The organism is Conexibacter sp. CPCC 206217, from assembly GCF_030646165.1.
GTDB lineage: Bacteria > Actinomycetota > Thermoleophilia > Solirubrobacterales > Solirubrobacteraceae > Conexibacter.
Window position 1 is genome coordinate 39,776 of record NZ_JAUTDO010000006.1, and the last position, 26,142, is coordinate 65,917.

Genomic DNA, 26,142 nt, shown 5'->3' on the forward strand with positions numbered 1-26,142 from the left:
GATCGGTCATGAACGCGGCTGTCCTTCGACGCGTGGCACGACCACGCGCTCGGCCGCGACGTGCGCGTCACGCGCGACCGCGGCACCGACGCGCGCGACGCGGCGCGCGCGACGTTCGTGCGCGACCTCGCCGTCGTGGCCGACGCGCTTGGCGCCGAGCCGGCCCGTTAGCAACGCGATCCGGCGGGTAACGGATCGGATCATGAGAATCGGTTGCTTCCTCTCCAGCGAAGAGTTCGGGCCCAGAGACCTCGTGGCGCAGGCGATCCGCGCCGAGCAGGCGGGGTTCTCCAGCCTCTGGATCTCCGACCATTACCACCCGTGGATCGACGCGCAGGGTCACAGTCCGTTCGTCTGGTCGACGATCGGCGCGATCGCCCAGGCGACGGACCTGCCGCTCGGGACCGGCGTCACGTGCCCGACGATGCGGATCCATCCGGCCGTGATCGCGCAGGCCGCGGCGACCAGCGCGCTGCTGCTGGACGGGCGCTTCACGCTCGGCGTCGGCAGCGGCGAGGCGCTCAACGAGCACATCTACGGCGACCGCTGGCCAGGTGCCGACGAGCGGATCGAGATGCTGGAGGAGGCGATCGCGGTGATGCGCGCGCTGTGGGACGGCGGCGTCGTCCACCACGACGGCACCCACTACACCGTCGAGCACGCGCGGGTCTACGACCTGCCCGCGACGCCGCCGCCGGTGATCGTCTCGGCGTTCGGGCCGAAGGCCGCTACGTTGGCGGCTCGCGTCGGCGACGGCTTCGCGACGACCAGTCCCGACAGAGCGCTGATCTCGCAGTACCGCCGCGAAGGGGGGAGAGGACCGGTGCAGGCCGGCACGAAGGTCTGCTTCGGCCCCGACAAGGCCGAGGCCGTGAAGACCCTTCATCGCCTCTGGCCCAACGAGGCGCTGCCGGGCGAGCTGGCGCAGGTGCTGCCGACTCCGGCGCACTTCGAGCAGGCCTGCGAACTGGTCAGCGAGCAGCTGATCGCCGACTCGCCGACCCCCTGCGGCCCCGACCTCGACGAGCACGTCGCGGCGTTGCAGGCATATGCCGACGCGGGTGTCGACGAGCTGTACGTGCAGCAGGTCGGGCCGCTGCAGGACGCCTTCTTCGAGACGTGGGCGGCCGAGGTGCTGCCCCGCTTCCGGTAGGGCGCGCTTCAAGGTCGCAGCACGACCTTGAAGCAGCCGTCCTCCTTCTTCTGGAAGATCTCGTAGGCGTGCGGGGCGGCGTCGAGCGGGAGGTGGTGGGTCGCGTACTGCTCGACGCCGAGCGGGTCGCCGTCCTCGCTCAGCAGTGGCATCAGGTCGTCGATCCAGCGGCGCACGTTCGCCTGGCCCTGTCTGATCGTGATCTGCTTGTCGAACAGCTGCAGCAGCGGCATCGGGCTGACCGCGCCGCCGTAGACGCCGGAGAGCGAGATCGTGCCGCCGCGGCGGACGATCTCGATCGCGCTGTGCAGCGCGCTGAGGCGGTCGATCCCGGCGGTCGTCATCAGCTTCCGCGCGGCCGCGTCCGGGAGCAGCCCCGCGAGCCGGTGCGCGAGCTTGCCGATCGGCGCACCGTGCGCCTCCATCCCGACCGCGTCGATGACCGAGTCCGGACCGCGCCCGCCGGTCAGCTCGCGCACTCTGTCGGCGAGGTCGTCGCCCTCCTGCTCGAGGTCGAGCACGACGACGCCGTGCGCGCGGGCGCGCTCGATCCGCTCGGGAACGAGGTCGACCGCGAGCACCTGGCCGGCGCCGCGCTGCTGGGCGATGCGGGTGCACATCTCGCCGATCGGACCGAGGCCGAGCACGAGCACGCTCCCGTCCTGCGGCACGTTCGCGTACTCGACCGCCTGCCACGCGGTCGGGAGCACGTCGGAGAGGTAGAGGAAGCGGTCGTCCGAAGGCCCGTCCGGGACCTTGATCGGCCCGTACTGCGCCTGCGGCACGCGCAGGAGCTCGGCCTGGCCGCCGGGCACCTGGCCGTACAGCTTCGTGTAGCCCAGCAGGGCGGCGCCGGTGCCGTACTCGTGCACCTGTGTCGTCTCGCACTGCGACTGCAGCCCGTGGCCGCACATGAAGCAGTGGCCGCAGGAGACGTTGAACGGGATCACGACACGATCGCCCGCTCTGATGTGGGTGACCTCGGAGCCGACCTCCTCGACGATCCCCATCGGCTCGTGACCGAGCACGTCGCCCTCGTCGATGAACGCGCCGAGTACCTCGTAGAGGTGCAGGTCGGAGCCGCAGATCGCCGTCGACGTGATTCTCACGATCGCGTCGGTGGGCTGCTCGATCGTCGGATCGGGCACCGTGTCGACGCGCACGTCGTGGGTGCCGTGCCAGGCAACCGCCTTCATCGCTGACTCGCTTTCCTCGGGGAACTGTGACGCGCTATCGCTACCCGGCGCAGTGCGTCGGAATCCGGCGGTGCCGATGCGGCGACGCGGCGGCACGGATCGCGTTCTCCCAGCGCGCCGATCGGGCAGCCTGCCGCGCATGCGCATCGGCGTCGTCATCACCGCAACGGCCCACCTCCGCACGAGCGCGACGTGAGCGACGGGGTGGACGAGATCGGCCAGCAGAGCCGCTTCGGCGTGGGCGACCCGTTCACGCTCGGGGTCGAGGAGGAGCTGTTCCTCGTCGATCCGGTGACGGGCGAGCAGGTCAACGCCTCGGCGGCGGTGATCGAGCGGCTCGGGCCGGTCGACGGCACGGTCGAGCGCGAGCTGCACGCCTGTCAGGTCGAGCTGATCACCGACGTCTGCCGCACGGCGTCGGAGGCGGTCGGGACGCTCGGCGGGCTGCGCAGCGCGGTCGTGGCGACCGGCGCCGGGCTGCTCGGCGCCGGCACGCACCCCTCGGCCGTCGAGGGCGAGGCGGAGACGACCGACAAGGAGCGCTACGAGCGGATCCGCAACCTGCTCGGCGACGCGGTTGCGACGCCGGTCAGCGGGCTGCACGTGCATGTCGGGATGCCCGACGCCGAGACCGCGATCCGCGCCTTCAACGGTCTGCGCCGGCATCTGCCGCTGCTGCAGGCGCTCGGCGCCAACTCGCCGTTTCGTCATGGCCGCGACACGGGGCTGGCGTCCGCGCGCGAGGTCACGATGCGCGGCTGGCCGCGCTCGGGCGTCCCGCGCGCGATGCGCGACTTCGAGGACTTCTGCTCGGCCAGCGCGCTGCTCGCGCGCGCCGCGGACGTGCCCGACTACACGTGGTTCTGGTGGAAGCTGCGCCCGCATCCGCGGCTGGGCACCGTCGAGATCCGCGCGCTCGACACGCAGACGTCGCTGGAGGACCTCGCCGGCCTCGTCGCGCTCGTGCACTGTCTTGCGCGCCACGAGACCGAACGCGACGCGACCGCGCGCGAGACGGACCCGCCCGGCGAGCTGCTGGACGAGGGCGTCTTCCGCGCCGCGCGCTACGGCCTCGACGCCAAGCTGCCGGATGCCGAGGGCCGGCTGAACCCGGTGCCGGCGCTGCTCGAAGAGCTGCTCGCGACCGTCGGCGGCCACGCCCGTGAGCTTGGCTGCACCGACGAGCTGGAGTCGCTGCGCGGACTGCTGGAGCGCGGCGGCGGCGCCGGCCGGCAGCGCCGCGCGCACGCGATCGGCGGGATGGGCGCGCTGCTGCGCGAGACGACCGCGCTGACCGCCGCCGGCGCGCCGAACGCCGCTGCCTGAGTCTGGGGGTCGCGCCCGGAGGCGGCCGTGACAGCGTCCGTCACGGCCAACTCCTCGGGGGCGAGCCTTCTAGGTGGTGACCGACCCGGCGCGGTCCTTGGTGCTGTCGGCGAGCTGTTGGCCGTGGTCCTGTGCTTCGTCTCTGACGGTCTCGGCGACGGACTGCGCGATCGCTCTGCCGTGCTCGAGCGCGTCGTGACCGGTCTCCTTCGCCTGGTCCTTGATCTGGTCGGCGACCGGTCCGAGCTTCTCGTCCTCGACGCGTGAGCTGGGGATCAGCATGCCGGCGAGGAAGCCGAGCGCGGCCGCGCCGACGACGAGGCCGAGCGGGTTCTCCTGCGCGACACCGACCGCCTTGCGCGCCTGCTGCTTGACCTCCTCGGCGTCCGGCGTCATCTCGCCGGCGCGCTTGGCGGGCAGTCCGAGCTTCTCCTTCACGCTGTCGACCTTTCCGCTGACGTTGTCCTTGGCGCGCGCCTTGACGTCGGCCTTGTGGCCGAGTGCGTCGATCGTCTCGCCCATGCGCTCGCGCGTCCGGTCTATGCCCGCGCGGATCTCGTCTGGGTCTTGACCCATGCGACGTCCTCCTTCACGCTCTCGATGGTCTCCTCCGGTGCCGGCGGCACCGCGTCCTTCAACGCTCTGCGACCAGCCAGCGCCAGCACTGCCGCGACAGCGGCGTAGACGACGGTCACGATCAGCGCGGCCAGCCAGACGTGGTCGACGGCCGTGCTCAACAACGCGACGACGCAGGCCGTCAGCGTCCCGAGCATCAGCAACGCCACCACGCCCGCCGCACCCAACATGCCGGCGCCCTTGCCTGCTGCCTTGCCCTTCTGCGTCAGCTCCGCTCTTGCGAGCGCGAGCTCCTGTCGCACCAGCGTGCTGGTCTCGTCGGTGAGGTCCTTCAGCAGCTCGCCGATCGACTCGTCGCGCGCCTGGCGGGGGATGCCGTCGCTCATGGCGCGACCCACACACGGTCCCCGGGCAGCGCGGGCGTCTGCCGGCTCTCGTAGCGGTTGCGGCTCGACGCCTTCAGCAGCCGCGACGCCGCGATCCCGACGACGAGGCCGAAGCCGATCGCCGCCAGCGGCTGTCTACGACCGAACTCCTCGGCGTCATGCAGCAGTTGCTCTCCGTCGGTCTTGGTCAGGTAGTCACCGATCCGCTCGGCGTAGCCGGCGAGCTGATCGGCCGCCTTGGCGGGCGCGTCCTGGCCCTCTTCGTGCAGCGATCTGCTCGTCGTGCGCAGGGCCTGCGCAGTCGCCGAGACCTGCTCGCCGGCCTGCGTCGAGCGCGTGTCGACCTGCTCACGCACTCTCGTCTGCGCGGTCTGCTTGACCTGCTGCTGCGCGTCCTGCGCTCTCTCCTTGATGCCGTCGTGCGACATGCGGTCTCCTTCGAGGGGATTTGACGACGTCGCGTGCGTCCTGCTGACGCACGCTCAGGTGGTTCTCTGGACCTTCGGCTCCGAGCGCGGCTCGAGCTGGATCTCCTTCTCGGCGCCGTGGACGCCCGCGTCGAGCTCGCGGCTGCGTTCGCGCTCGGCGTTCAGCTCGAGACCGAGCAGCAGCGCGACGTTCGTGATCCAGAACCAGACGAGCAGGCAGACGAAGCCGCCGAGCGTCCCGTAGGTCTTGTCGTAGGAGCTGAAGTTCGCGACGTAGAGCGCGAACAGCGCCGAGGCGATCAGCCACACGACGATCGCCAGCAGCGCGCCGGGCGTGACGACCTTGAAGCCGGGCAGCTTCACGTTCGGGGCCGCGTAGTACAGGACCGCGAACATCAGGATCATCACGGCCAGCAGCGCCGGCCACTTCGCGATGTCCCAGATCGTGACGGCGGTCGAGCCGATGCCCAACGGCTCCGCGACGGCCGAGACGATCGGTCCGGTCATCACGATCGCCAGCGCGACGAGCGCCAGCAGGATCACCATCACGAGTGTGACGAGGATCTGCAGCGGGCGCAGCTTCCAGATCGGCCGGCCCTCGGGCGTCTCGTAGACGATGTTGGCGGCGCGCATGAACGCGCCGATGTAGCCCGACGCCGACCACAGCGCCGTTCCGAGCCCGACGAAGAAGAGGATCCCCGCCGCGCTTCTGTGCGACGTGATCGATCTGATCGGCCCGGAGAACGTGTCGGCGGCCGAGCTGGGCCCGATTCTCGTGACGATGTCCGTCAGCGTTCTCGTCGTCGACGCCGGGTCGCCGACCAGCCCGACGATCGAGACGAGCGCGATCAACGCGGGGAACAGCGACAACAGCCCGTAATAGGTCAGCGCGGCTGCCCAGTCGCTGAGGTTGTCCTCGCTGAACTCGGTGAGCGTCCGCTTGAGCGTCGCGAACAGGCCCGTCTTGCCGTCGGTTCCGACCGGCGCGTAGTCCGCACGGCGCGCGTCGGCGTTCATCACATCACCTTCCGCTTCGCTGGGGTGGGCGGCTGCCGCTCGACGATGCGCGCCTGCAGGCCGGCGAGGTCGATCTCCCCCGCGCGCACCGCGACGGCCGTGTAGAGGACGGCGGCGGCGAGCAGACAGAGCACCGCCTGGCCGAATCCGAAGCCGATCCACGCCGCCACGAAGGAGAACGCGAGTGCGGCGGCGAGGTGCTTGGTTCTGATCATCAGTCGAGCTCCCTTCGGCTCTGGCGGTCGAAGCCGCCGAGCGTGACGTTCACGGGCAGGTCCGGCAGGTCGTGGGTGGTCAGCGCCGCGTGGACGCGACTGCGGACGTCGGCAAGCACTCCGGGTACGTCGCGAGCGCGCGCGACGTGGACCGAGACGGCGAGGTCGTCGGTGCCCCAGCGGCCCGCGGCGGCGCTGACGGCCGTGTTGCCGGCCGCGGCGGCTTCGGCGACGCGTTCGATCGCGCGCGGCTCGACGGTCAGCGAGCCGGACGGCGCGTCGTCGAGCACCACGTCCGTGCGCGCGAGGCGAGGGCGGGGGATCTGCGCGAGCGCGAGATAGCCGAACAGCAGGAACGCCGCCACGCCGGCGCCTGCGACGATCGCACGCGCGGCGGTGCCGTGCGGCGACTCGAGCGCCGCGAGCTCGTCGAAGATCGAGCGGTAGCCGCTGATCGACTCGACCGTGGCGGGCGCCACCTTCAGCGCGAGCAGCACGAGCATCAGCCCGTACCAGACGAGCGCGAGCGCGGCGAGCACGAGCACGAGTCGGCCCAGCAGCCCGAGCCGGGCGGAGTCGGTGCGGATCCGCTGGCGGACCATCACGCCACTCGCGATCGCGGTCCGCCGCGGCGCGTCTCCACACGTGCGCGCACACCGACGTCCGTCAGCGACGACAGCGCTTGTCGCACGTCGGCTCCGATCTGCTGCGCGTCGGCAGTCGCGGCGCGATCGATGCGCACGCCCACGGTGCTGCGACGGCGCCCGGCATGGGCGCGTGCACGAACCGACGTCACGCCGCGCACCTGCTCGCTCAGCGCCGTGGCGACCTGCGCGAGCGGACGCCGCTTCGCGGCCGTCCGTCCCGCCTGGGCGCCGTCGTCGAGCACGATCAGCCGCTCCCGGCGCGAACCGACGACGCCGAGCACCAGCAGCAGCCCGAGCACGATCGCGCCGAGCCCGCACAGCGCCGCGACGACGGCGACCGGGCCGCCGCGTTCGACGCTCGCGAGGAAGTCGCCGACGGTGTCGCGCAGCTGCGGCAGCCGGGCGTCATGCGCGAGTCCTTCGATGCTCAGTCCCGTGTGGGTGTCCTGGATCGAGAAGACCGCGACGGCGAGACCGGCGAGCGCGAGCGCGAGCAGCAGCAGGAACGCGACGAGCCGCGCGAGCAGTTGCAGCAGGATCATCATCTCGTCGGCTCCTGCTCGGAGGCGACCTCGACGACGTCGACGATCGCGACGGCGATCGACCCGAGCCGATCGGCGAGCCCCGCGACGGTCGCGGCACGGCGGATCCGCTCGCGCACCCGAGTGGCCAGCGCATGCAGCGCCACCGGGGCGGCGACCAGCGCGACCGCGACCTCGTAGCGACCGCCGCCCTCGGCGATCACGCGCACGCCGCCGACGCGCACGCCGTGTTCCTCCGTGACGTGAGCGGAGCGCCGCAGCGAGACGACGCCGGGCGTGCGGACGGCGGCGGCGCTCGCGAGCTGCGCGAGCGCGAGCCGCGGCGCCGCCGCGCCCGCGCCCGCGGGCACTGGCAGCGTCGGCGTGGTCGTCCGCGGCAGGGAGCCCGCCATGGGCACGGTTGCGGCCGGGGCCGTCACCTCAGGCGACCCGCGCCGGCTCGTCGGGCTGCTCGTCGCCGGGGAAGTGCAGGTCGTTGACGGCGATGTTGACCTCCGTCACCGTCAGGCCCGTGATCCCCTCGATCCGCTTCTTGACGTTGGAGCGGATCTGCTCCGCGATCTGCGGGATCGACTCGCCGTACTCGACCACGAGCGTCAGGTCGACCGCGGCCTCGCGCTCGCCGACCTCGACCGACACCCCCTGCGTGCGCTCGTCGCCGATGCCGACGCGCTGCGTCACCGAACCGAGCGCGCGGGCGGCGCCGCCGCCCAGCGCATAGACGCCCGGCACCTCGCGCGTGGCGATCCCGGCGACCTTCGTGACGACGCCCTCCGCGATCGACGTCGAGCCCTGCTCAGACGCCAGCGGCGAATCGTCAGAGCCGCTGCGTGCGAGCGCCGCGCCGCTGACGCCAGACTGCGTCTTCTGGTCCTGCGGGGTGGCGGACATCGTCTAGCGCCGCTCGTCCGCGCCGTCGGTCTCGATCCGCTCGCTGCGGACCTCTTCGGAGATCTCCTCCTCGCCGGTGACGGTCTCCGTGCCGAGCCGCACCCGCTCCTTCGCCACGACCGTCTTGTCGACGACCGGTTCCTCGGCGTGCAGCACGACCTCGTGCTCCTCCTCGGAGATCTCGGGGCCGTCCGTCGCGGCGCCGGCGTTCTGGTCGGTGATCGGCTCGCGCTCGATCCGCACCTCCTCGTGGCTCACCGGCACGGTCTTCGTGACCTGCTCGGTGACGACGTACTTGCGCAGGCGCACCCGTCCGCGCTCGACCTCGCGCGTGCCGACGCGCAGCTCCTCTTCAGAGCGCGTCATCGCGTCGTCGGTGGTCTGGCCGGAGGTGTCGTGGCCGGTGGTCTGGCCGGAGGTGTCGCCGGTGGCGGCCGTCGTGGACGGTCCGTAGGCGACGCCGTAGTGCTCGAACAGCTGACGCTCCTCCGCCTCGCTCAGCTCGTCGCCGGCGTCGACGTGCGGGGCGTCCTTCATCTGCGACTTGTCGATCGGCACGCGCAGGTCCTCGCCGTCGGGCTCTGCGCCATTCAGCGGGACGAAGGTCTTCTTCGTGCCGAACAGCCCCGACTGCACCAGCGCCCACTCCGGCTGGCCGCCCTGGCTGTCGGTGTAGACCTCGTCGACCTTGCCGAGCTTGTCGCCGTCGCGATCGAGCAACGTGCGGCCGGCGACGTCATAGCTGTCTGTGATGCCCGTCATCTCTGCTCCTCTACGTGGGACATGTGCATGCTGCTTCCACAGCCTGTGTGTCCCAAGTACCCGGTGAAATGGAGCAGAAACTGCATTTCTGACCGGGCATGTGCCAGCATTTGGGACAAAATGAGGGACGATACGCTGGGCGGGTGTCTCAGATGAACTCAAGCGGGCAGCTATACGGGACGCATGGAGAGACGGATCGCCAAACCTGCGGCACGAAGGAGCAGCGCGTCGGATAGGTTCCGTGACGTGGCCTCGAACGAGCAGAGTCCGCCGCATCCGGACGATCACGAGCAACCGCCGCTGCGGGCCGACGCCGTCGCCCGGCGGGAGCGGATCCTCGTAGCGGCCGCGAGCTTGGCCGGGGATCGGCGCGCGAGCATGGCGCAGGTCGCCGCAGCCGCCGAGGTCAGCCGCTCGACGCTCTATCGGCACTTCCCCACGCGCAAGGACCTCGCCGACGCGCTCGCGCAGCGTCAAGAGGATGCAGCCATCCCAACGCCGACCGTCCCGCCGCGGACGGTCGCGACGCTGCCGTTTCAACCGCCCGGCCGCCTCGGCCGTGTGAGCCCGCTCGCGCTCGAGGTCACCCACGTCCTCGACGAGGTCCCGCCGCATCTGATCGCCGACCAGCTCGTCGCCGAGGCACGCCGGACGGCCGGCGTCGCCGTCGCGCTCTACGTCGTCGACATCGACGGCTCCGAGCTGGTTCGTCTCGCCGGCTCAGAAGACTTTCCCGAGCGACTCGAGGCCCCGCCCGCGCTCGGTCCCGAGATCGTTCCCGAAGGACTGCCGCAGTTCTACGAGCGCCTCGCGCAGCAGTTGCCGCGCTGCGTCGCCGAGCCGCTGTGGCTGCGTGGTCGCGTGCTGGGACTGCTGCTCTGCGTCGGGCAACCGGTCGTCGGGCTGGAGGACATCGCCAAGCAGGGCGCCGCGGCGCTGGAGCTGGTCAACGACTACACCGACCACATCGAGGCGGCCCGCCGGCGCAAGCCCACGAGCGCCGCCGCCGAGGTGCAGCACCACCTGCTGCCGCCGCGCATCGCGCGCGTCACCGGCGCGCAGATCGCCGGCGGGCTGCTGCCGACCTACGACGTCGGCGGCGACTGGTTCGACTTCGTCGAGAACCGCGACGGCTCATGGCTGGTGATCGCCGACGCCGCCGGCAACGGCGCGACCGCCGCCGGCCTCAGCGCCGCCGCGCTCGGGGCGCTGCGCGCCGCACGTCGCAGCGGCCAGGACCTCGTCGGCGCCGCGACCGCGATGGACGACGTCGTGCGCACGCTCGGCAACCCCGACTTCTACGTCACCGCGATCCTCGCGCGCTGGCACGCTCCGACGGCGACGCTCGCATGGATCAACTGCGGCCACCCGCCGGGTCAGCTCGTCAGCGCCGACGGCGCCTTCACCGCGCTCGCGGGCCCGAGTCACCCACCGCTCGGCAGTACCGCGGCCGCACCGCGCTACGACACGAGCGTGGTCCAGCTCGACCCGGGCGAGCGACTGATCCTGCTCACTGACGGAATCACCGAGCGCATCGTCAGAGACGGCGGGACCTTCGGCCTCGACGGCGTCCGCGACGCCGTCGCCGGTGCAGCCGCTCCCACTGCCGCAGCGACCGCGATGGCGATCCTTCAGGCAGTGACCGACTCGTGGACCCAGCCATTACAGGACGACGCCACACTGCTCGTCCTCGCCGTCGACTGACGTTGCGCCGGGAATGAGTCGCCGCCACGTCGAGCGGGCAGTTGTGGGTCATGGCTCACAACGAGATCGACGTCGATGCCGCGCCCGAAGCCGTCTTCGGCGTGCTGGCCGACCCACGCTCCTATGCGCGCTGGGTCGTCGGCTCGCGCGCGATCCGCCGCGCGGACCGCGGTTGGCCGAACCCCGGAACCGCCTTCGACCACACCGTCGGGATCGGCCCGCTGCGGCTGAAGGACCATTCCGAGGCCGTCGAGTGCGAGCCGCCGCGGCTGCTGAGACTGCGCGTGAAGGCACGGCCGCTGACCGTTGCCTGGGTGACGCTCAGAATGACGCAGCTCGACCGCAAACGGACCCGCATCACGATGGACGAGCACCCCGCGGACATGCGCTCCCGCATCTTCCTCAACCCGCTCAGCGACCCGCTCGTGCGGCTGCGCAACCGCGAGTCGCTGCGGCGGCTGAAGGCACTGGCGGAGAGACGCGAGCCGATCCCCACCGGCACGCTGCCAGCACGTGAGAGCGACGCCGAGGCGTTCGTCGAGGCCAGCAGCAGACCGGCGCCGCCGGCCGGCTAGCTGCCTTCGCATGAGCGCGCTCATGCGCGGGTAGCTCGGTCGACGACGGTGACGAACCGCAACGACCCTGAGGAGGATCGATGGCTGAGCTGACCGTGCTGGACGAGAAGCTGGCGGAGGTGCTGGGCTTGGCGCAGGCGGCGCAGCAGGCGACGAGAAAGGTCGCCGGGCTGGCCAGAAGAGAGCAGGAGACGGAGCTGCTGGAGTTGCTGCAGAGAATGAGCACGGAGGCGGCCGACACGGAGCAGCGCTGCCAGCAGGTCGCCGACTCGCGCGACGGGCTCAAGACCGCGATCCGTGACAAGGCGCGCGAGACGAAGAGAGAGGTCGCCGAGTTCATGCGGACCTACCTGGAGGACGCCGAGGCGCTCGACGGGCTGGAGTTCCTCAGCATGGCCGAGGCCGGCGAGCTGGCGCACTGGGAGATCCTCGGGACGCTCAACAGAAGAGCGCAGCTGCCCGAGGTGGCGAGACTGGTCGAGGCGGTCCTGCCACTGCAGCAGCGCCACGTCGCCGCGGTGCGCGACTCGTCACTGCGGCTGGCGGCCGACGAGGATCCGAGCGAGCCGGCGTAGCGACAGGAGACGCCGAGCATCCGCGAAGAGACGACTCTGAGCTGGCGCGTAAGCAGACTTAGGGTAACCTAATAAAGGTTCCCTAACACCTGAGGTACAGATGTTCCGACAGATCCTCCGGCGATCGGCGTGGCACGCGCTGATCGTCTTCTTCTGCCTGCTTGCGGCGCTCTTCGCGGCCTCGGCGACGGCGGCGGCACGCGCCGACGCGGCCGATCCGGTGGCGATCACCGAGGGGGAGGGGCTGCTGTGGGGCATGAAGCAGTCGTGGCGTGACTACACGGGGATCGGCACCTGGTCCGGCGGGGTCGACTACGTCGGCGGCGCCGACGGCTACCGCTGGCCGTTCAGATCGGGCAGCTACGACCCCGACACGCACAGAGCCGAGCTGCAGTTCGGCGGCTCCGTCCACTGGACGGGCCACGAGGGCGCGCTCGACATGACGATGAGCGATCCGCGCCTGGTCGTCGACGGCGACGACGCGCGGCTGATCGTCAAGACCGTCAGCCGCGACGAGGTCGGCGGTCAGCTGGTCGACTACGGCGAGATCCCGATCGTCACCGTCGCGCTGAGAGCGGACGCGCTGACCGTCGCCAGCGGCAGAACGAGCTGGAGAGCGCTGACCACGACGCTGACCGCCGAGGGCCGCGAGGCGTTCAGCGGCAACTACCCGGCGGGAACGACGATGGATCCGCTCTCGACGACCTACACGGGTCCCGGCGGCCTGCCGAGAGCGACCGAGGAGCCGCTCGTCGGCAACGGCGCGCTGGCGCTGAGAGAGGTCGCGCGCGTGACGCCCGACCCCGAGCGCCGCACGTACGGCCTCTTCTACGACTACGGCCACAACCTGATGCACACGGTCGTCAGCGGCAGCGCCGGGATCGTCGCGCTCGACCCCGACACGCTCGCGCCGGTCGGCACCCCGCTCGGCTCCAGCCCGAACGCGATCTTCGAGAACTACCCGGCACCGGCCGGCGATCCCAACACCGGGACCGTCTTCGACTCGGCCGCCGGCAACACCTACGCGTTCGCGTGGGACGGCGACACACAGACCTACAGACAGACGACGCTGCCCGGCGGCTTCGGCGCCAGCACGCTCGTCTTCAACGGCAGCACGCTGTACGCCGCCAACGGCGACGTCCTCGTCAGCTGGAAGCGTGACGGCAACGGCGACTGGGTGCAGACGAGATACATCCGCAGAGGCGTCGCGATGAACGCCGACGCGCGCGCGGTGATCGCCGTCGACGGCTTCGGCGACATCGTCGTGACCGCCGCCAGCACGCGGCCGGTGCGCCTGACGCTCGACGGCACGACCGCGACCGCCTCCTTCCTGCCCGGCGACTACAGCAACCCGGACGCGGTCCAGGCGACGTTCAACCAGCCGACCACGGTGCAGGCGATCCCGGGTCAGGGCGGCTTCTACCTGACCAACTACAACGGCCAGGTCTTCACCGCCCAGCGCGACGCGGACGGCGTCATCAGACAGGTCGGCGAGCGCGTCAGCCTCGGGCTCGGCACGGTGCTGGCGAGCGCCGTCGACCTCGAGAACCGCACCTTCATGGCGGTCGACACGGCCACGAACAGAATCGGCTTGGTCGAGAGATCGCGGGCGGTCGGAACGCTCGCGCCCGGCAGCCAGCTCGGCGCAGGCGTGCTGAACCCCGTCGGCATCGCCGCCGGCACCGGCGGCACCGTCTATGTCGCCTCCAACGGCACGCTGATCAAGTACGCGCGCGTCGCCTACGCGGCGGACGTCACCGACGCGCCGGACGACGTCGTCGTCCCGCTTGCCGCGGGCGTCGACAGCGGCACCGCGAGCTTCACCGCGGCGGCGACCGGCAGAGGCTGGAACGGCAGCACGGCGACGCCGACGGTGCGCTGGCAGACGCGCGCCGGCGGCAGCGGTCGCTTCACTGACATTCCGGACGCGACCACCGGCACGCTGACGCTCCCGGTCACCGCCGACGACAACGGTCGCCAGGTGCGGGCGATCTTCACCAACGTCGCCGGCCAGGTCGCGGTGCCCGCGACGATCACGGTGAACACCGCCGCCACGATCGCCGTGCAGCCCTCCGACGTCGCCGTCACAGCCGGCGCGACCGCCGAGCTGAAGGTGATGCCGGTCGGCAACCCGGCACCGCAGATCCAGTGGCAGCGCAAGGTCGGCGGCTTCTGGGCCGACGTCGACCCGGAATCAGGCGACTTCGACGTCGACGGCGGCTTCCTGCGCGTGCCGAACGCCTCCGTCGAGATGGACGGCGCGCAGTTCCGCGCCCGCCTGCGCAACCGCATCACGCCCGGCTCCGATGCGTGGAGCACGGTCTTCACGCGCACGGTGAGGCTGAACGTCTCACCGCCGGTGAGCACCGCTGTGACGTTCGGCGGCGGTCAGCTCGACTGGGGCTTCGCCAACCGCTGGCGCTGCTACGTCGTCGGCAACGTCGCGCGCGGCGGAATCGTCGTCTCCGACGGCGCCAGCCAGGTCCCCGGCACGCTCGCGACGGGCGCGCTCTGCAACGGCCGCGACGCCGGCTCGGAGATCGTCCGCTTCGGCATCCGCGGCGGCAGCTACGACCCGGCCAGCGGCGCGCTCGAGCTGAGACTGCGCGGCAGCGTGCGCTTCTGGGGCCACGACTACCACGTGCCGGGCGACACGACGCCGCAGCTCGACACGACCTTCTCGAACCTGCGCTTGGTCGCCGACGGCGCCGTCGGCACGCTCTACGCCGACACGGCGGGCGCGACGATGGAGTCGCCGACTCCGGTCACGCGCACGAACGTCCCGCTCGTCACGGTGACGCTGCCGTCCGCGCCGGTCGGGCGCGACGGCGGGCTCGACTGGAGCGGCCTGGAGACGACGCTCACCGCCGAGGGCGCCGCCGTCTTCGGCAGCTACCCGGCCGGGGAGCAGTTCGACCCGATCGCGCTCGCGGCCGACTTCGGCACGCCGGAGGAGCCTGAGGAGCCGGGCGAGCCCGAGGAGCCGGGCGAGCCTGAGGAGCCGGGGGAGCCGCAGGGGCCGGGGACGCCGGCCGAACCGGTCACGCCGCTGGCCCCGGTGACACCGGCGGCCCCGGTCGTCCCGGTCGCTCCGCCAACCCCGAAGCCGGCGCCCGCGCCCGTCGCGACGGTCGTCCCGGGCAAGACGGCGCTGACGATCGGCGCCCGGCGCGTCGCGCAGGTCGCGCGGCTGAGCTGCCCGCGCGGCGGCAGAGCGTGCGCGGTCACCGTGCCCAAGCGGGTCACGCTGACGATCGCCGGCAAGCGCCTGCACGCGACGGTGCTGGCACCGAAGACGATCGCCGCCGGCCGCAGCGCGACCGTGCGCGTGCGGCTGACGAAGGCAGCCGCCAAGCGGCTCGGCGGCCGCAGCACGACGGTGCGCGTGCGCGTGAAGGTGAGCGCCGGCGGCCGCACGACGACGCGGGTCGTGAAGACGACGCTGAAGGGGGCGAAGCAGCGGGTCAGCCGCTGAGCTGAGAGCGGTGAATCGACGAAGCCGGCCGAGCTGCACCCGCCGCCTCGCGGCGGTCAGCTCCCGGCTTCGTCCAGCAGGTCGAGCACGAGTCGCGCGACCGCATGCGGGGCGTCGGTGATCGAGAAGTAGCGGTCCTTCACGGTTGGAGTTGCACACGGGCGGCTCGGCACGCCGGCGGCGGTGCGCGCCTGGTTCGAAGCGCCGCTGATAGCCGAAGACCTCTGAGCGCCGCTCGGTGCGAGAGTCATCCCTTCCGGATCAGCAGCTTCGCAAGCGATCTCGGCGACGACACGACGTCGAACCGCTCGTCGATCCACTGATCGACATCGGGCGAGAAGTATTGATCGGCGATGTCGTCGTCCTGTGAATCACGCCGGTAGTGCTCGATCAGTTCTGGGGTCCAGTCCTTCTTGAACGTCGTCGTGACGAACACGCCGCCCGGGACGAGACCGCCGGTGATCCTCTCGAGCGCGGGGATGACGTCGTGCACGTGCTCGAACGCTGACCACTCGACGACGAGACCGTAGTCGTGGTCGTCGTCGCCCGTGTCGAAGAACGAGTAGTCGGTCGTCGCCTCGTCGAGCACCGGCTCGAGTCTGAAGTGCTCGGCGCGCCAGCGAATGAAGTCGAGGAAGCCTTCGATCCGATCGGACATCACCGTCCGGTAGCCAGCAGCGCAGAGCGACAGGCCGATCTGGCCGAGCCCGGTGCCGAAGTCGAGGACGCTGACCTTCTCCGGTCCGCCGAGCGCCTGAAGTCGGTCGAGGATGTTGTCGTAGATCCAGTAGAAGTCCGGACGCTCGGGATCCATCCGGTTGAAGAGCGAGTACATGTGCAGAATCTGGTACTCCAGGTTCGAGACACCGAGCGCATCCTCGTATCTGCGGGCGCGCGGATCGTCTTCGTAGAACCACGGAGTGGCGTACTGCGCGCGGTGGCCGATCTCCCACCCGTAGTACTCGATCAGCTCGCACAGACGCGACTCGCGATCAGAGAGCTGGGGCTGGTCGCGCAAGGTGCGGCGAAAGATCTCGTCCGCACGATGATGCGACGCGGACGGCGGCAACGGGTCGCCGAAATCACGCCGCGCCCGCCCAACCTTGCGAGCAAGGTGCGCCGCGCGGGGTGCGACCTCTTCGACTCTCGACCGCATGCGCGCCACGAATGTCATACAACGTCCCCTTCACGAGAATCTCGACCGACGGGCTCGTAGCCCCTTCCAGCACGGTTGCCCCAACGTTTCCGGAGCCAGACAGGATGGTGCAAGGCTGAGCCGACGTTCGTCGCTGTCTCCGAGCGGAGTACCGGTTCCCACGTGAACGTGACGCGGCTGCGGAAGCGTTGGAGGGTGCGGACGAGGGCAGGGCCGAAGAGCAGGCAGAAGACGACGTTGCCGGCCGCGTGGGTGAGATCCCAGGGGAGTGAGATCGCCTGGTAGGCGAGGTAACGGTTGAAGAGGTCCTCGTTGCCGACCGTGGCGACGGCGCCGAAGTTGACGATCGCGCCGTAGAGCAGCCCGGTCGCGCCGCACGCGAGTGCGAGGGGAACGCGGCCGAGACGGGGGGAGAGGCGGGCGAGCAGGGCGCCGAGCGTGCCGGTCGCGCCCCAGGCGAGCATCTGCCACGGCGTCCACGGGCCCTGCGCGAAGAAGAGGTTGGAGGCGAGCGCGGCGATCGCGCCGACCGCGAACCCGGGCGGTCCGCCGAAGACGTAGCCGGTCAGCAGCACGATGTCGCTCGTCGGCTTCACGTTCGGAACCGGCGCGAACGCGATCCGGCCGAGCACGCCGAGTGCCGCGAGCGCGGCGACGAGCGCGAGCACGCGCGCCGTCGGGCGCGAGCGCTCGTACCACGCGAAGCCGGCGGCGAGGGCGCCTGCGAGGACAAGGAAGGCGGCGAGCTGCCAGGTCATTGCGACGCTGCTCGCGCGGTCGCGTCCAGCCGCGCGCGGACCAGCGCGGCGCCGGCGTCGGGGTCGAGCGCGTGTCCGGCGCCGCGCAGGATGCGGGCGGTCTCGGTCGTGAAGTACCACCCGCCGCTCAGCAGCTCGGCGGTGGGGCCGTCGGCGATCGGGCGGCCGTCGCCGAGCAGCACGACGCGCTGCGCGAACGCGGCGACGAACTCGGGGTCGTGGGTGGCGACGAGCACTGCGGTGCCGGCGTCGGCAAGGCCGCTCACGAGCGCGACGAGGTCGTCCTTGTGGGCGCGGTCCATACCGCGCGTCGGCTCGTCGAGGCAGAGCACGGCGGGCGGCGGACCGTCGCCGAGCACGATCGCGATCGCGAGCCGCTGGCGCTCGCCGCCGGAGAGGTCGCGTGGGTGGCGGTCGGCGAGGTCGGCGAGCCCGACGCGCGCGAGTGCTGCGGCGGGTGCTTCGTCGCCGACGCGGTCGTGCACGAGGTAGTCGTTGGGGTTCTGCAGCAGCAGCGCGACGCGGCCGGCGGCCTCGACGCGTCCACGGGTCGGCTTCAGCAGGCCGGCCGCGATGCGCAGCAGCGTCGACTTGCCGGCGCCGTTGCGGCCCATCAACGCGACGCGCTCGCCGGGTGCGATCCGCAGCTCGACGTCGCGCAGGATCGCGCGTGCATCGCGCGGCTCGAGCCAGACGCGCGCGAGGCGAAGTGCGGTGGCGGTCGTGGCGCGGCGGCCGAACGGCAGGCGGCGCGGCGAGCTGTCGTCGTCACCGTGGTGACGCGAAGGCGGGGGTGAGGGGGGCGAACCGGCGGCGTGCGACGCTCCCCGGGCGGGTGGGAACTGCTCTTGACGATCACCGGCGCTCGTCCGCAGGGCTCCCGCGGCGCGCAAGGTCGCGCGGGCGTCCTTGACGCCGATCGGCGCCGGGCTCAGGCCCGCGGCTGCGATCAGGCGGGCGGCCGGTGTCTGCAGCGCGGGCGCGGTGTCGGCGGCCCAGGCGAGGAAGTCGCGCGGGGCGGCGTCGCAGGCGATCCGGCCGGCGGCGAGCGCGACGACACGGTCGGCGGCGGAGAGGCAGCGTTCGAGGCGGTGCTCGGCGAGCACGATCGTCGTGCCCCACTCCTCGTTGAGCCGGCGCAGCAGCCCGATCAGCTCGTCGCCTGCGACCGGGTCCAGCTGCGAGGTCGGCTCGTCGAGCAGCAGGAGCTGGGGGCGGCCCGCGAGCGCGGCGCCGAGCGCGACGCGCTGCAGCTCACCGCCAGACAGCTCGTGTGTCAGGCGGTCGAGCAGGTGCTCGATCCCGAGCGCGAGCGCGGCCTCCTCGACCGCGCGCGCGACCGCGCTGGCCGGCTCGCCGCGGTTCTCCAGCGCAAACGCCAGCTCGCTGCGCACCGTCCCCATCACGACCTGCGTCTCGGGATCCTGGAACAGCGAGCCGACGACGGCGGCCAGTTCGCCGGGGCCGTGCGTGCGGACGTCCATCCCGCCGACGTGCAGCTCGCCGGCGACCTCGCCGCCGTGAAAGTGCGGCACGAGCCCGCCGGCCGCGCGCAGCAGCGTCGACTTCCCTTCGCCCGAGCTGCCGGCGAGCACGACGAACTCGCCCTCGCCGACGGTCAGCGTCATGTCGCGCAGCGCAGGCGCCGCCGTCTCTGCGCCCGGATAGGTGTAGGTGAAGCGGTCGAAGACGAGCACGTCGCTCATCCGATCCCCCGCCGATCGAGGAACGGCAACAGTGGCAGCGCGACGATCGCGCTCGCGAGCACCCACGTCGCGGGCGCCCAGTCGCCGTCGATCTGCGGATAGGTCGCGAAGCCCGCGACGCCGGCGAGCCGGTCGCCGACGGCGAGCAGCGCCAACGCGAGCGTCGCGCCCCCGAAGGCGAGATCGTGGCGCGACCACGGAATCCGCTCGCGTGCCGGCCGGCGAGCGCTGCCGTAGCCACGCACCTCCAGCGCCGCCGCCACGTCAACCGCGCGGTCGAGTGCGCCGGCGGTGACTGCCCGCACGAGCGTCGCGCGCGACGGCGGCGCGCCGGCGCGGCAGCGCTGCGCCTCGGCGATCCGCTGGCCGTCGCGGCGCAGCAGCGGCACCATGCGCGTGGCGAGCGTCGCGGTCAGCGCCGAACGAAACGACGCCCGGCGCAGCAGGCGCAGCACCTCGTCGGGATCGACGACGGCGGCGTAGAGGATCGTGCAGAGCAGCAACGCGAGTGTGCGGAGTCCGAGGATCGCGCCGTAGACGACCGCCTCCAAGGTGATGTCGAGCCGGCCGAGCACGGGCAGCTCGCCGAAGCGCGCGATCACGGTCAGCCCCTGGTGCGAGACGAACGGGTTCAACAGCGCGATCACGAGCGCGAACGGCAACGCGAACACCAGGCCTCGCGCGAGCGTGCGCCACGCTCCCCCGAGCGTGCCGATCGCCAGCGCCGCGCCGACGACGGCGGCGAGCACGAGCGGGTGGTCGAACAGCAGCGCGATCAGCGCCAGCATCGCGCACAACGCGCAGCCGACCGCGGCGCGCGTCGCGTGCAGCGGGCTGGAACGGGAGCGAGGGCGAGGGCGAGGCCGCATCAGCTCGCCGTCGAGCGTCGCGCCGTCGCAGCGGCAGCCGATCGCGGGGTGCTGCGGATGCGGTCGATCAGCTCCATCAGCGTGCCGCGGGCAACGCGACGTCACCCTTGCCGGAGAGGACGGCGAGCGCGAAGTGCGCTCGCAGACGCTCCGCGTCGAGCGCGTCAGCGGCGCCGGTGACCCCCGCGGCGTCCGTGCCGGTGACCACCCAGACCGGCTCGCCTCGGTGCTCGACCGCCGCGACGAGCCCCGCACCGGCGGCCGCGGTCTCGGCGACGTCACCGCTCGGGTCGAGCAGATCCAGTCTCTCGCCGCTTGCGTCGAAGCGCGCGAAGACGCCGCTTCTGGCCGGGCCGCTGTCGAGCTCGCGCACGGCCGCGTCGGCGCGCAGCGCACGCCACGGCCCCACGAGCACGCTCGGCGAGCCGGTCGGCGCGGCGGCACTCAGCGGCTGCACGGCCGCGCTGGCGCCGGCTGCGGTGAGGCTCCTGGCGACCGTGTCGCAGAGCGGGCGCACGTCGGCGCCGGGAGCGCAGCGCACCGCGACCTCGCGCGCCGCGCCGTCCGCATCGCCGGCGAACGGCGCCGGGTACTGCCCCACGACCGCGTCGACGTTCTGCGAGCCGCTCCAGTCGCGGTAGTCCCACCAGACATGCGCGTCGTTCTGAAGCTGGACGTCGGCGGCGCTCTTGTCGCCGACGGAGCCGTCGACGAAGAAGAACCAGTCGCGTCTGCCGCTCCCCGCGACGCCGTCGATCGAGTCGACGAAGCGGCCGCCGTAGGAGGTCTTGACGTCGAAGTTGCGCTCGGTCGCGCGCAGCGCCGTCTCGGACTCGGGCACGTCTCTGTCGACGTGCGAGCCGAGCACGCGCGCCCCGAAGTCCTCCGTCACGACGATCGTCGCGTCGCCCCCGCCGGAGCCGGCTCCGAGCCCGCAGCCGGCGGCGGGGAGCGCGCACAGCAGCGCGGCCACACAGGCGAGCGGAGCCCGCCAGACCATGGAGGTGGAGCTGCTGATGCGGGTCACGACGCTCGTTGTCCCTTCCCCAGCGTCGTGCCGTGAGCACGGCACGAAACGTCCGTGCCGAGAGGCTGACGCCGTCCAGATCGCGAAGACGGTGGGTCATCTGCTCGCGGCACGGTCTTCGGGCTCGGGGTCGTCCTCTCGGATCTCCTTCCCAAGCCGGGCTCCGGCTCAGTGGACCTGCGATCCGAATCGTCACCCACACCGCTGCGCGACAGCCCCGGAGTCACACCGGGTTCCCGCCACCATGAGCGCGGCCCAGCCTACACCGCGCGCTGCGCGGAGGACCCCGCCGGACGCGCCACGCCGCACGTCGCCGGCGAGGAGTCCGTCCGACCCCCGGCGTAGCTTGATCGACCCCGCGCACATATCGCGGGACGTGGTCGGCAGCGAAGTCCGGTGAGATTCCGGCGCTGTCCCGCAACGGCAATGCCCCGCACCGCGCGGGGACGAGCCCGGTCGCCTGGCGTCCACGTTCGATGAACCGTCCTCGGCAGAAGGACCGCTTCTCGGCGCCCCGCGACCGCCATACCCGGCCGTGGGCCACCTGGGCACCTCCCGCCGACTCGAAGGAGGCCCCAGTTGGCGATCAGCACGACAACGCCGAGCAGCACCACGAAGACGTACACGATCGGTCCGCGCAGCTTCGTGCTGGACCAGGAGAAGGCCGAGGCGGCGCTTGCGGCCAAGCGCGTCGTCGGCGGCCGCGAGACGATGACGTTCAACCTGCTGCCGCTGAAGTACGGCTGGGCGTACGAGCTGTACCGCACGATGAAGGCCAACCACTGGGAGCCGGAAGACGTCCAGATGGCCAAGGACATCGAGCAGTGGCGCGGGGTCGGTGCGGACTCGATCCTGAGCGAGATCGACCGCTGGATCGTGCGGATGGCGATCGGCTACTTCTCCGCTGCCGAGGGGATCGTCGGCGACAACATCCTCCACGTCGTGCGGGAGCTGATGACGGCCTCGGAGCTGAAGCTCGTGCTCGGCCGCCATGCGCACGAGGAGAACATCCACGCCGACTCGCTGCTGTACATGATCTCCTCGCTGCAGATCGATCCGCACGAGTGCGAGGCGATGTTCGACGACATCCCCACGATCGTCGCCAAGAACGCGTTCGTCACCGGCGTCTCCAAGCAGCTGCGGCGCGACCTCGACATGACCGACCCGGCCGCCCAGCGGCTGCTGGCGAAGAACATCTTCGTCTTCGGCCAGTGCATGGAGGGGACGCAGTTCTACGGCCTCTTCGGGATGGTCCTGTCGCTCTACCGCCAGGGCAAGCTGCCCGGCATCGGGACGATGTTCCGCTACACGCTGCGCGATGAGTCCAACCACATCGAGCTGTTCCGCCGGCTGCTGCGCGAGCTGGTCGCCGAGAACCCGGGGATCTGGACGGCCGACTTCCAGGAGGAGCTGCGCGAGCTGATGCGCGAGGCCGTCGCGCTGGAGCAGCGCTTCATCAGCGACTGCCTGCCGGTCGAGGGCGTCGGCCTGTCCGCCGAGGAGTTCGCGCAGTACATCGACTACATCGCCGACCGCCGCCTGGAGGGCGTCGGCCTCGCGCCCCTGAAGCCGGGCGTCGAGAACCCGCTGCCGTGGCTGGCGGAGCTGATGGACGTGCGCAAGGAGACGAACTTCTTCGAAGGGCGCGTGACCGAGTACCAGAAGGCGTCGGCGCTGGCCGTCGTCTCCGACGACGAGCTGTGAGGGACCTGATGCTGATCGAGTTCGACGAGATCCTGCGCGACCTGGAGCTGAAGCGCGCCGCGGCCCTGCCCGGCGGCGAGGGCCCGGCGCTCGACGTCGCCGCCGCGCTGGCGGAGCTGGAGCACGAGCACGAGCCGGCGCTGGCCGGCCTCACGCTGATCGGCGAGGACGGCGGCGAGCGCCCGTTCGCGCCCGCGCAAGCCGGCACGGTCGTCGCCGACGCGCTGCGCACGCTCGCGCTGGCCGGCGGCGAGACCGCTGGCGACACCGCCGCCGCGCGCGCGATCGTGCGGGCCGTGACGCGCCAGACGGTCACGCGGCTCGCCGCGGCCGCCAGCGGTGGCGCCCGTCAGCTGACCGAGGGCGACCTGTCGACCGTCGTGGAGGCGGCGCTGATCGACGCCGGCCACTACGAGATCGCGAAGGCGCTCGTGCTGCGCCGCGCCGCGCCGAGCGCCCAGGCGGGCGGCGGCGCCGGCGCGCGGCCGTCGACGCTGCGGCTGATCCGCCGCTCCGGGCACGTGACGGCATGGGAGCCGGCGAAGATCGAGGTCGCGATCCGCAAGGCGTTCCTGTCGCTGCAGCACGCTCCGGAGCCGGCGGTCGCGCTCGCAGCGCGCGTCTCCGAGCGGGCGCAGGCGCTGGGGATGGCGTACGTGCCGATCGAGTCCGTCCAGGACATCGTCCAGGAGGAGCTCGTGCTGGCCGGGCACATGCGCGTCGCCGAGCGCTACATCGTCTACCGCGCCGAGCGTTCGCTGCTGCGCGCCCAGCAGGCCGGCGAACGGGGCGACGCGGCGACGGGCGCGGCGCAGTCGCACCCGCCCGTGCCGGTGGTCGAGGCCGACGACAGCGAGACGCTGTGGAGCGGCGCCGACCTGCGCGAGCGGATCGCGTTCGCCTCGATCGGCCTCGACCTGCCGCTCGACGCGCGCGAGCTGGAGCGCGAGCTGCGCCGCTCGATCCGGCCGGGAATCGCGCGTGCCGACCTGCGACGGCTGACGATCCTCAACGCGAAGGCGCTCGTCGAGCGCGACGCGGAGTTCTCCCGCTTCGCCGGGCGGATCCTGCTGTCGCACGTCTACGAGGAGGCGCTGGACTGGCAGATCGAGCGCGACGGCATCGGCGCGCTGAAGGCCGCGCACGAGCGCGCGCTGCCCGCGCTGCTGGAGCGCGGCGTCGCGATCAAGCGCATCGACGCGCGCCTGCTCGCCTACGACGTCGAGCAGCTGGCAGCGACGCTGGACCCGACGGCCGACCTCGACTTCGACTTCCTCGGCCTGCAGACGCTCTACGACCGCTACCTGCTGATCGACAAGACCGGCAGATCGCCGCGCCGGATGGAGACGCCGCAGCTGTTCTGGCTGCGCGTCGCGATGGGCGTCTGTCTCGGCGAGCGCGCCGAGGACCCGGTCGCGCGCGAGCAGCGCGTGATCGACCTCTACACCGTCTACAAGCAGCGCCGCTTCAGCTCGGCGACGCCGACGCTGTTCAACGCCGGCACCCCGCACTCGCAGCTGTCGTCGTGCTTCCTCTACAAGATCGACGACACGCTCTCCTCGATCGTCGGGCGCGGCATCGCCGAGAACGCGATGTGCTCGAAGTGGGCGGGCGGCCTCGGCGGCTCGTGGACCGCGGTGCGCGGCACCGGCGCGCACATCGAGTCGACCAACGGCGAGAGCCAGGGCGTCGTGCCGTTCCTGAAGATGCACAACGACCAGCTCGTCGCGGTCAACCAGGGCGGCAAGCGCGCGGGTGCGGGCTGCGCCTACCTGGAGGTGTGGCACAACGACATCCGCGAGTTCCTCGAGCTGCGCCGCAACACCGGCGACGACCGCCGCCGCACGCACGACATGAGCACCGCGACGTGGGTCCCGGACCTGTTCATGAAGCGCGTCGAGGCGCGCGAGCAGTGGACGCTGCTGCGCTCCAACGACGTGCCCGACCTGCACGAGACCTACGGCGCGGAGTTCGAACGGCGCTACGAGGCATATGAGGCGCAGGTCGAGGCCGGCGAGCTGTTCGGCGAGCGGATCCCGGCGCTGGAGCTGTGGAAGCAGATGCTGAAGCTGCTGTTCGAGACCGGGCATCCGTGGATCACCTTCAAGGACCCCTGCAACGTGCGCTCGCCGCAGGACCACGCCGGCGTCGTGCACAGCTCCAACCTCTGCACCGAGATCACGCTCAACACCGGCCCGGACGAGACCGCCGTCTGCAATCTCGGCTCGATCGTCGTCGACCAGCATCTCGACGCCGCCGGCGAGCTGGACCACGAGAAGCTGCGCGCGACGATCCGCGTCGCCGTGCGCGCGCTCGACAACGTGATCGACGTCAACCTCTACCCGACCGAGCCGACCAGAACGGCCAACGACCGCCACCGGCCGATCGGCCTCGGCGTGATGGGGCTGCAGTACGCGCTCTACCGCAAGGGCCTGCCGTTCGACTCGCCTGCCGCGCTGGACTTCGGCGACGAGCTGATGGAGGCGATCGCCTACTACGCCTACGAGGCCTCCAGCGACCTGGCGGCCGAGCGCGGGACGTACAGCTCCTACGAGGGCTCGAAGTGGGACCGCGGCATGCTGCCACAGGACACGCTCCAGCTGCTGGAGGCCGAGCGCGGCCAGCCGATCGCGGTGCCGCGCGGCGGGCAGCTGGACTGGGCGCCGCTGCGCGCGAAGATCGCCGCGCAGGGGATGCGCAACTCCAACGTGCTCGCGATCGCGCCGACGGCGACGATCGCCAACATCATGGGCACCTCGCCCTGCATCGAGCCGATCTACAAGAACCTGTTCGCGAAGTCGAACCTGTCCGGCGACTTCGTGATCGTCAACCCGTACCTCGTGCGCGACCTGAAAGCCGCGGGCCTGTGGAACGGCGCGCTGGCGGAGCGGCTGAAGGCCGTCGACGGCGACCTCGAGCAGCTGCCGGAGGTCCCGCGGGCACTGCGCGACCTCTACCGCACCGCCTTCCAGATCGAGCCCGAGCGGCTGATCGATGCCGCGGCCCGCCGGCAGAAGTGGATCGACCAGTCGCAGTCGCTCAACCTCTTCCTCGCGCAGCCGGACCTGAAGGCGATGAGCCACATGTACCGCCGCGCCTGGCATGCCGGCCTGAAGACGACCTACTACCTGCGCACGCTCGGCGCCTCGACGATCGAGAAGGCGACCGTCGCGGCGCCGGCGTACGCGGAGCTGCCGACCGCCTGCTCGATCGAGGCGATGCGCAACGGGGAGGAGTGCGAGGCCTGCCAGTAGGCGAGCCCGCTATCGTCCCCGGTGGAGTCGATCGCACCCGTACAGCACGGGTCAGGGAATCCGGTTCGAAATCCGGAGCTGACGCGCAGCGGTAGGGACGCGCGAGACGACGCATCGCCACTGGGCCGGGTTCGGTCTGGGAAGGCGGTCGTCCCGATCGCGTCCGAGCCCGAAGACCTGTCGCCTCCGCCCGCCGCGGG

The 26,142-nt window shown here is 71.7% G+C and carries 25 protein-coding genes and 2 riboswitches; of the genes, 8 read left to right on the forward strand and 17 right to left on the reverse strand.

The features are described 5' to 3' along the window. Positions 1-6 precede the first annotated feature (6 nt). Complete coding sequence (locus tag Q7L65_RS17225; protein ID WP_304722912.1) at positions 7-204, reverse strand: hypothetical protein; 198 nt, start codon at positions 202-204, stop codon at positions 7-9. Here Q7L65_RS17225 and Q7L65_RS17230 point away from each other — a divergent pair. Beyond that, the gene (locus tag Q7L65_RS17230; RefSeq protein WP_370552585.1) at positions 200-1,153 is read left to right on the forward strand and encodes a TIGR03557 family F420-dependent LLM class oxidoreductase; all 954 of its coding nucleotides are present in this window, start codon (positions 200-202) and stop codon (positions 1,151-1,153) included. The two genes, Q7L65_RS17225 and Q7L65_RS17230, sit on opposite strands and share 5 nt — an antisense overlap. Before the next feature lie 8 nt (positions 1,154-1,161). Here the strand turns inward: Q7L65_RS17230 and Q7L65_RS17235 are convergent, their stop codons facing one another. Next, complete coding sequence (locus Q7L65_RS17235) at positions 1,162-2,349, reverse strand: zinc-dependent alcohol dehydrogenase (RefSeq protein WP_304722915.1); 1,188 nt, start codon at positions 2,347-2,349, stop codon at positions 1,162-1,164. A gap of 192 nt (positions 2,350-2,541) precedes the next feature. Between Q7L65_RS17235 and Q7L65_RS17240 the strand changes: the two genes are divergently transcribed. Continuing rightward, positions 2,542-3,675, forward strand: coding sequence for a YbdK family carboxylate-amine ligase (locus Q7L65_RS17240; RefSeq protein WP_304722917.1), 1,134 nt, complete (start codon positions 2,542-2,544; stop codon positions 3,673-3,675). A gap of 69 nt (positions 3,676-3,744) precedes the next feature. Here Q7L65_RS17240 and Q7L65_RS17245 read toward each other — a convergent pair whose 3' ends face one another. Genes Q7L65_RS17245 through Q7L65_RS17290 form a run of 10 tightly spaced genes read right to left on the reverse strand, consistent with a single transcriptional unit; the run spans position 3,745 to position 9,139 of the window. Further along, a complete protein-coding gene (locus Q7L65_RS17245) occupies positions 3,745-4,251 on the reverse strand; it encodes a DUF3618 domain-containing protein (protein ID WP_304722919.1) in 507 nt (168 codons plus the stop codon). Then, a complete protein-coding gene (locus Q7L65_RS17250) occupies positions 4,215-4,637 on the reverse strand; it encodes a phage holin family protein (protein WP_304722921.1) in 423 nt (140 codons plus the stop codon). Before Q7L65_RS17250 ends, Q7L65_RS17245 begins: the two co-directional genes overlap by 37 nt. Beyond that, on the reverse strand, positions 4,634-5,065 hold the full coding sequence (locus Q7L65_RS17255; RefSeq protein ID WP_304722923.1) for a hypothetical protein: 432 nt from the start codon (positions 5,063-5,065) through the stop codon (positions 4,634-4,636). The genes Q7L65_RS17250 and Q7L65_RS17255 overlap by 4 nt, the downstream gene beginning before the upstream one ends. Before the next feature lie 54 nt (positions 5,066-5,119). Next, positions 5,120-6,082: a YihY/virulence factor BrkB family protein gene (locus tag Q7L65_RS17260; RefSeq protein WP_304722925.1), complete on the reverse strand. Its 963-nt coding sequence runs from the start codon at positions 6,080-6,082 to the stop codon at positions 5,120-5,122. Beyond that, on the reverse strand, positions 6,082-6,297 hold the full coding sequence (locus tag Q7L65_RS17265) for a hypothetical protein (RefSeq protein WP_304722927.1): 216 nt from the start codon (positions 6,295-6,297) through the stop codon (positions 6,082-6,084). Before Q7L65_RS17265 ends, Q7L65_RS17260 begins: the two co-directional genes overlap by 1 nt. Further along, positions 6,297-6,899, reverse strand: coding sequence for a hypothetical protein (locus tag Q7L65_RS17270; RefSeq protein WP_304722928.1), 603 nt, complete (start codon positions 6,897-6,899; stop codon positions 6,297-6,299). Before Q7L65_RS17270 ends, Q7L65_RS17265 begins: the two co-directional genes overlap by 1 nt. Beyond that, a complete protein-coding gene (locus Q7L65_RS17275) occupies positions 6,899-7,489 on the reverse strand; it encodes a hypothetical protein (RefSeq protein WP_304722930.1) in 591 nt (196 codons plus the stop codon). Before Q7L65_RS17275 ends, Q7L65_RS17270 begins: the two co-directional genes overlap by 1 nt. Then, the gene (locus tag Q7L65_RS17280; protein ID WP_304722932.1) at positions 7,486-7,878 is read right to left on the reverse strand and encodes a hypothetical protein; all 393 of its coding nucleotides are present in this window, start codon (positions 7,876-7,878) and stop codon (positions 7,486-7,488) included. Before Q7L65_RS17280 ends, Q7L65_RS17275 begins: the two co-directional genes overlap by 4 nt. A gap of 28 nt (positions 7,879-7,906) precedes the next feature. Continuing rightward, a complete protein-coding gene (locus tag Q7L65_RS17285) occupies positions 7,907-8,377 on the reverse strand; it encodes an Asp23/Gls24 family envelope stress response protein (protein ID WP_304722933.1) in 471 nt (156 codons plus the stop codon). A gap of 3 nt (positions 8,378-8,380) precedes the next feature. After that, positions 8,381-9,139: a PRC and DUF2382 domain-containing protein gene (locus tag Q7L65_RS17290; protein WP_304722934.1), complete on the reverse strand. Its 759-nt coding sequence runs from the start codon at positions 9,137-9,139 to the stop codon at positions 8,381-8,383. Positions 9,140-9,385: 246 nt separating this feature from the next. On the opposite strand from Q7L65_RS17290, the gene Q7L65_RS17295 reads away from it, so the two are divergent. The 4 genes from Q7L65_RS17295 (at position 9,386) to Q7L65_RS17310 (ending at position 15,468) form a co-directional block, all read left to right on the forward strand. After that, the gene (locus tag Q7L65_RS17295) at positions 9,386-10,843 is read left to right on the forward strand and encodes a SpoIIE family protein phosphatase (RefSeq protein WP_304722936.1); all 1,458 of its coding nucleotides are present in this window, start codon (positions 9,386-9,388) and stop codon (positions 10,841-10,843) included. A gap of 50 nt (positions 10,844-10,893) precedes the next feature. Then, positions 10,894-11,418: an SRPBCC family protein gene (locus Q7L65_RS17300; RefSeq protein ID WP_304722938.1), complete on the forward strand. Its 525-nt coding sequence runs from the start codon at positions 10,894-10,896 to the stop codon at positions 11,416-11,418. 80 nt (positions 11,419-11,498) lie between these two features. Then, complete coding sequence (locus Q7L65_RS17305; RefSeq protein ID WP_304722940.1) at positions 11,499-11,993, forward strand: hypothetical protein; 495 nt, start codon at positions 11,499-11,501, stop codon at positions 11,991-11,993. Positions 11,994-12,093: 100 nt separating this feature from the next. After that, positions 12,094-15,468, forward strand: coding sequence for an HtaA domain-containing protein (locus Q7L65_RS17310; protein WP_304722942.1), 3,375 nt, complete (start codon positions 12,094-12,096; stop codon positions 15,466-15,468). A 247-nt stretch (positions 15,469-15,715) separates the two neighbouring features. Here Q7L65_RS17310 and Q7L65_RS17315 read toward each other — a convergent pair whose 3' ends face one another. The 5 genes from Q7L65_RS17315 to Q7L65_RS17335 all read right to left on the reverse strand — a co-directional run bounded on the left by Q7L65_RS17315 (position 15,716) and on the right by Q7L65_RS17335 (position 20,984). After that, positions 15,716-16,486, reverse strand: a complete 771-nt coding sequence (locus tag Q7L65_RS17315) for a bifunctional 2-polyprenyl-6-hydroxyphenol methylase/3-demethylubiquinol 3-O-methyltransferase UbiG (RefSeq protein WP_304722944.1) — start codon at positions 16,484-16,486, stop codon at positions 15,716-15,718. A gap of 152 nt (positions 16,487-16,638) precedes the next feature. After that, a complete protein-coding gene (locus Q7L65_RS17320; RefSeq protein WP_304722946.1) occupies positions 16,639-17,382 on the reverse strand; it encodes a hypothetical protein in 744 nt (247 codons plus the stop codon). Then, the gene (locus Q7L65_RS17325) at positions 17,379-19,088 is read right to left on the reverse strand and encodes an ABC transporter ATP-binding protein (RefSeq protein WP_304722948.1); all 1,710 of its coding nucleotides are present in this window, start codon (positions 19,086-19,088) and stop codon (positions 17,379-17,381) included. Before Q7L65_RS17325 ends, Q7L65_RS17320 begins: the two co-directional genes overlap by 4 nt. After that, positions 19,085-19,957, reverse strand: a complete 873-nt coding sequence (locus Q7L65_RS17330; protein ID WP_304722950.1) for an energy-coupling factor transporter transmembrane protein EcfT — start codon at positions 19,955-19,957, stop codon at positions 19,085-19,087. The genes Q7L65_RS17325 and Q7L65_RS17330 overlap by 4 nt, the downstream gene beginning before the upstream one ends. Before the next feature lie 76 nt (positions 19,958-20,033). Next, a complete protein-coding gene (locus Q7L65_RS17335) occupies positions 20,034-20,984 on the reverse strand; it encodes a DUF4430 domain-containing protein (protein ID WP_304722952.1) in 951 nt (316 codons plus the stop codon). A gap of 112 nt (positions 20,985-21,096) precedes the next feature. Further along, a riboswitch (cobalamin riboswitch) is annotated at positions 21,097-21,223 on the reverse strand. Positions 21,224-21,563: 340 nt separating this feature from the next. Between Q7L65_RS17335 and Q7L65_RS17340 the strand changes: the two genes are divergently transcribed. Next, entirely contained in the window at positions 21,564-22,688 is a 1,125-nt protein-coding gene (locus Q7L65_RS17340; RefSeq protein ID WP_304722954.1) for a ribonucleotide-diphosphate reductase subunit beta, read from the forward strand. 8 nt (positions 22,689-22,696) lie between these two features. Beyond that, complete coding sequence (locus tag Q7L65_RS17345; protein ID WP_370552586.1) at positions 22,697-25,942, forward strand: ribonucleoside-diphosphate reductase subunit alpha; 3,246 nt, start codon at positions 22,697-22,699, stop codon at positions 25,940-25,942. Between the two features lie 53 nt (positions 25,943-25,995). Then, a riboswitch (cobalamin riboswitch) is annotated at positions 25,996-26,121 on the forward strand. The last annotated feature ends 21 nt before the right edge of the window (positions 26,122-26,142 follow it).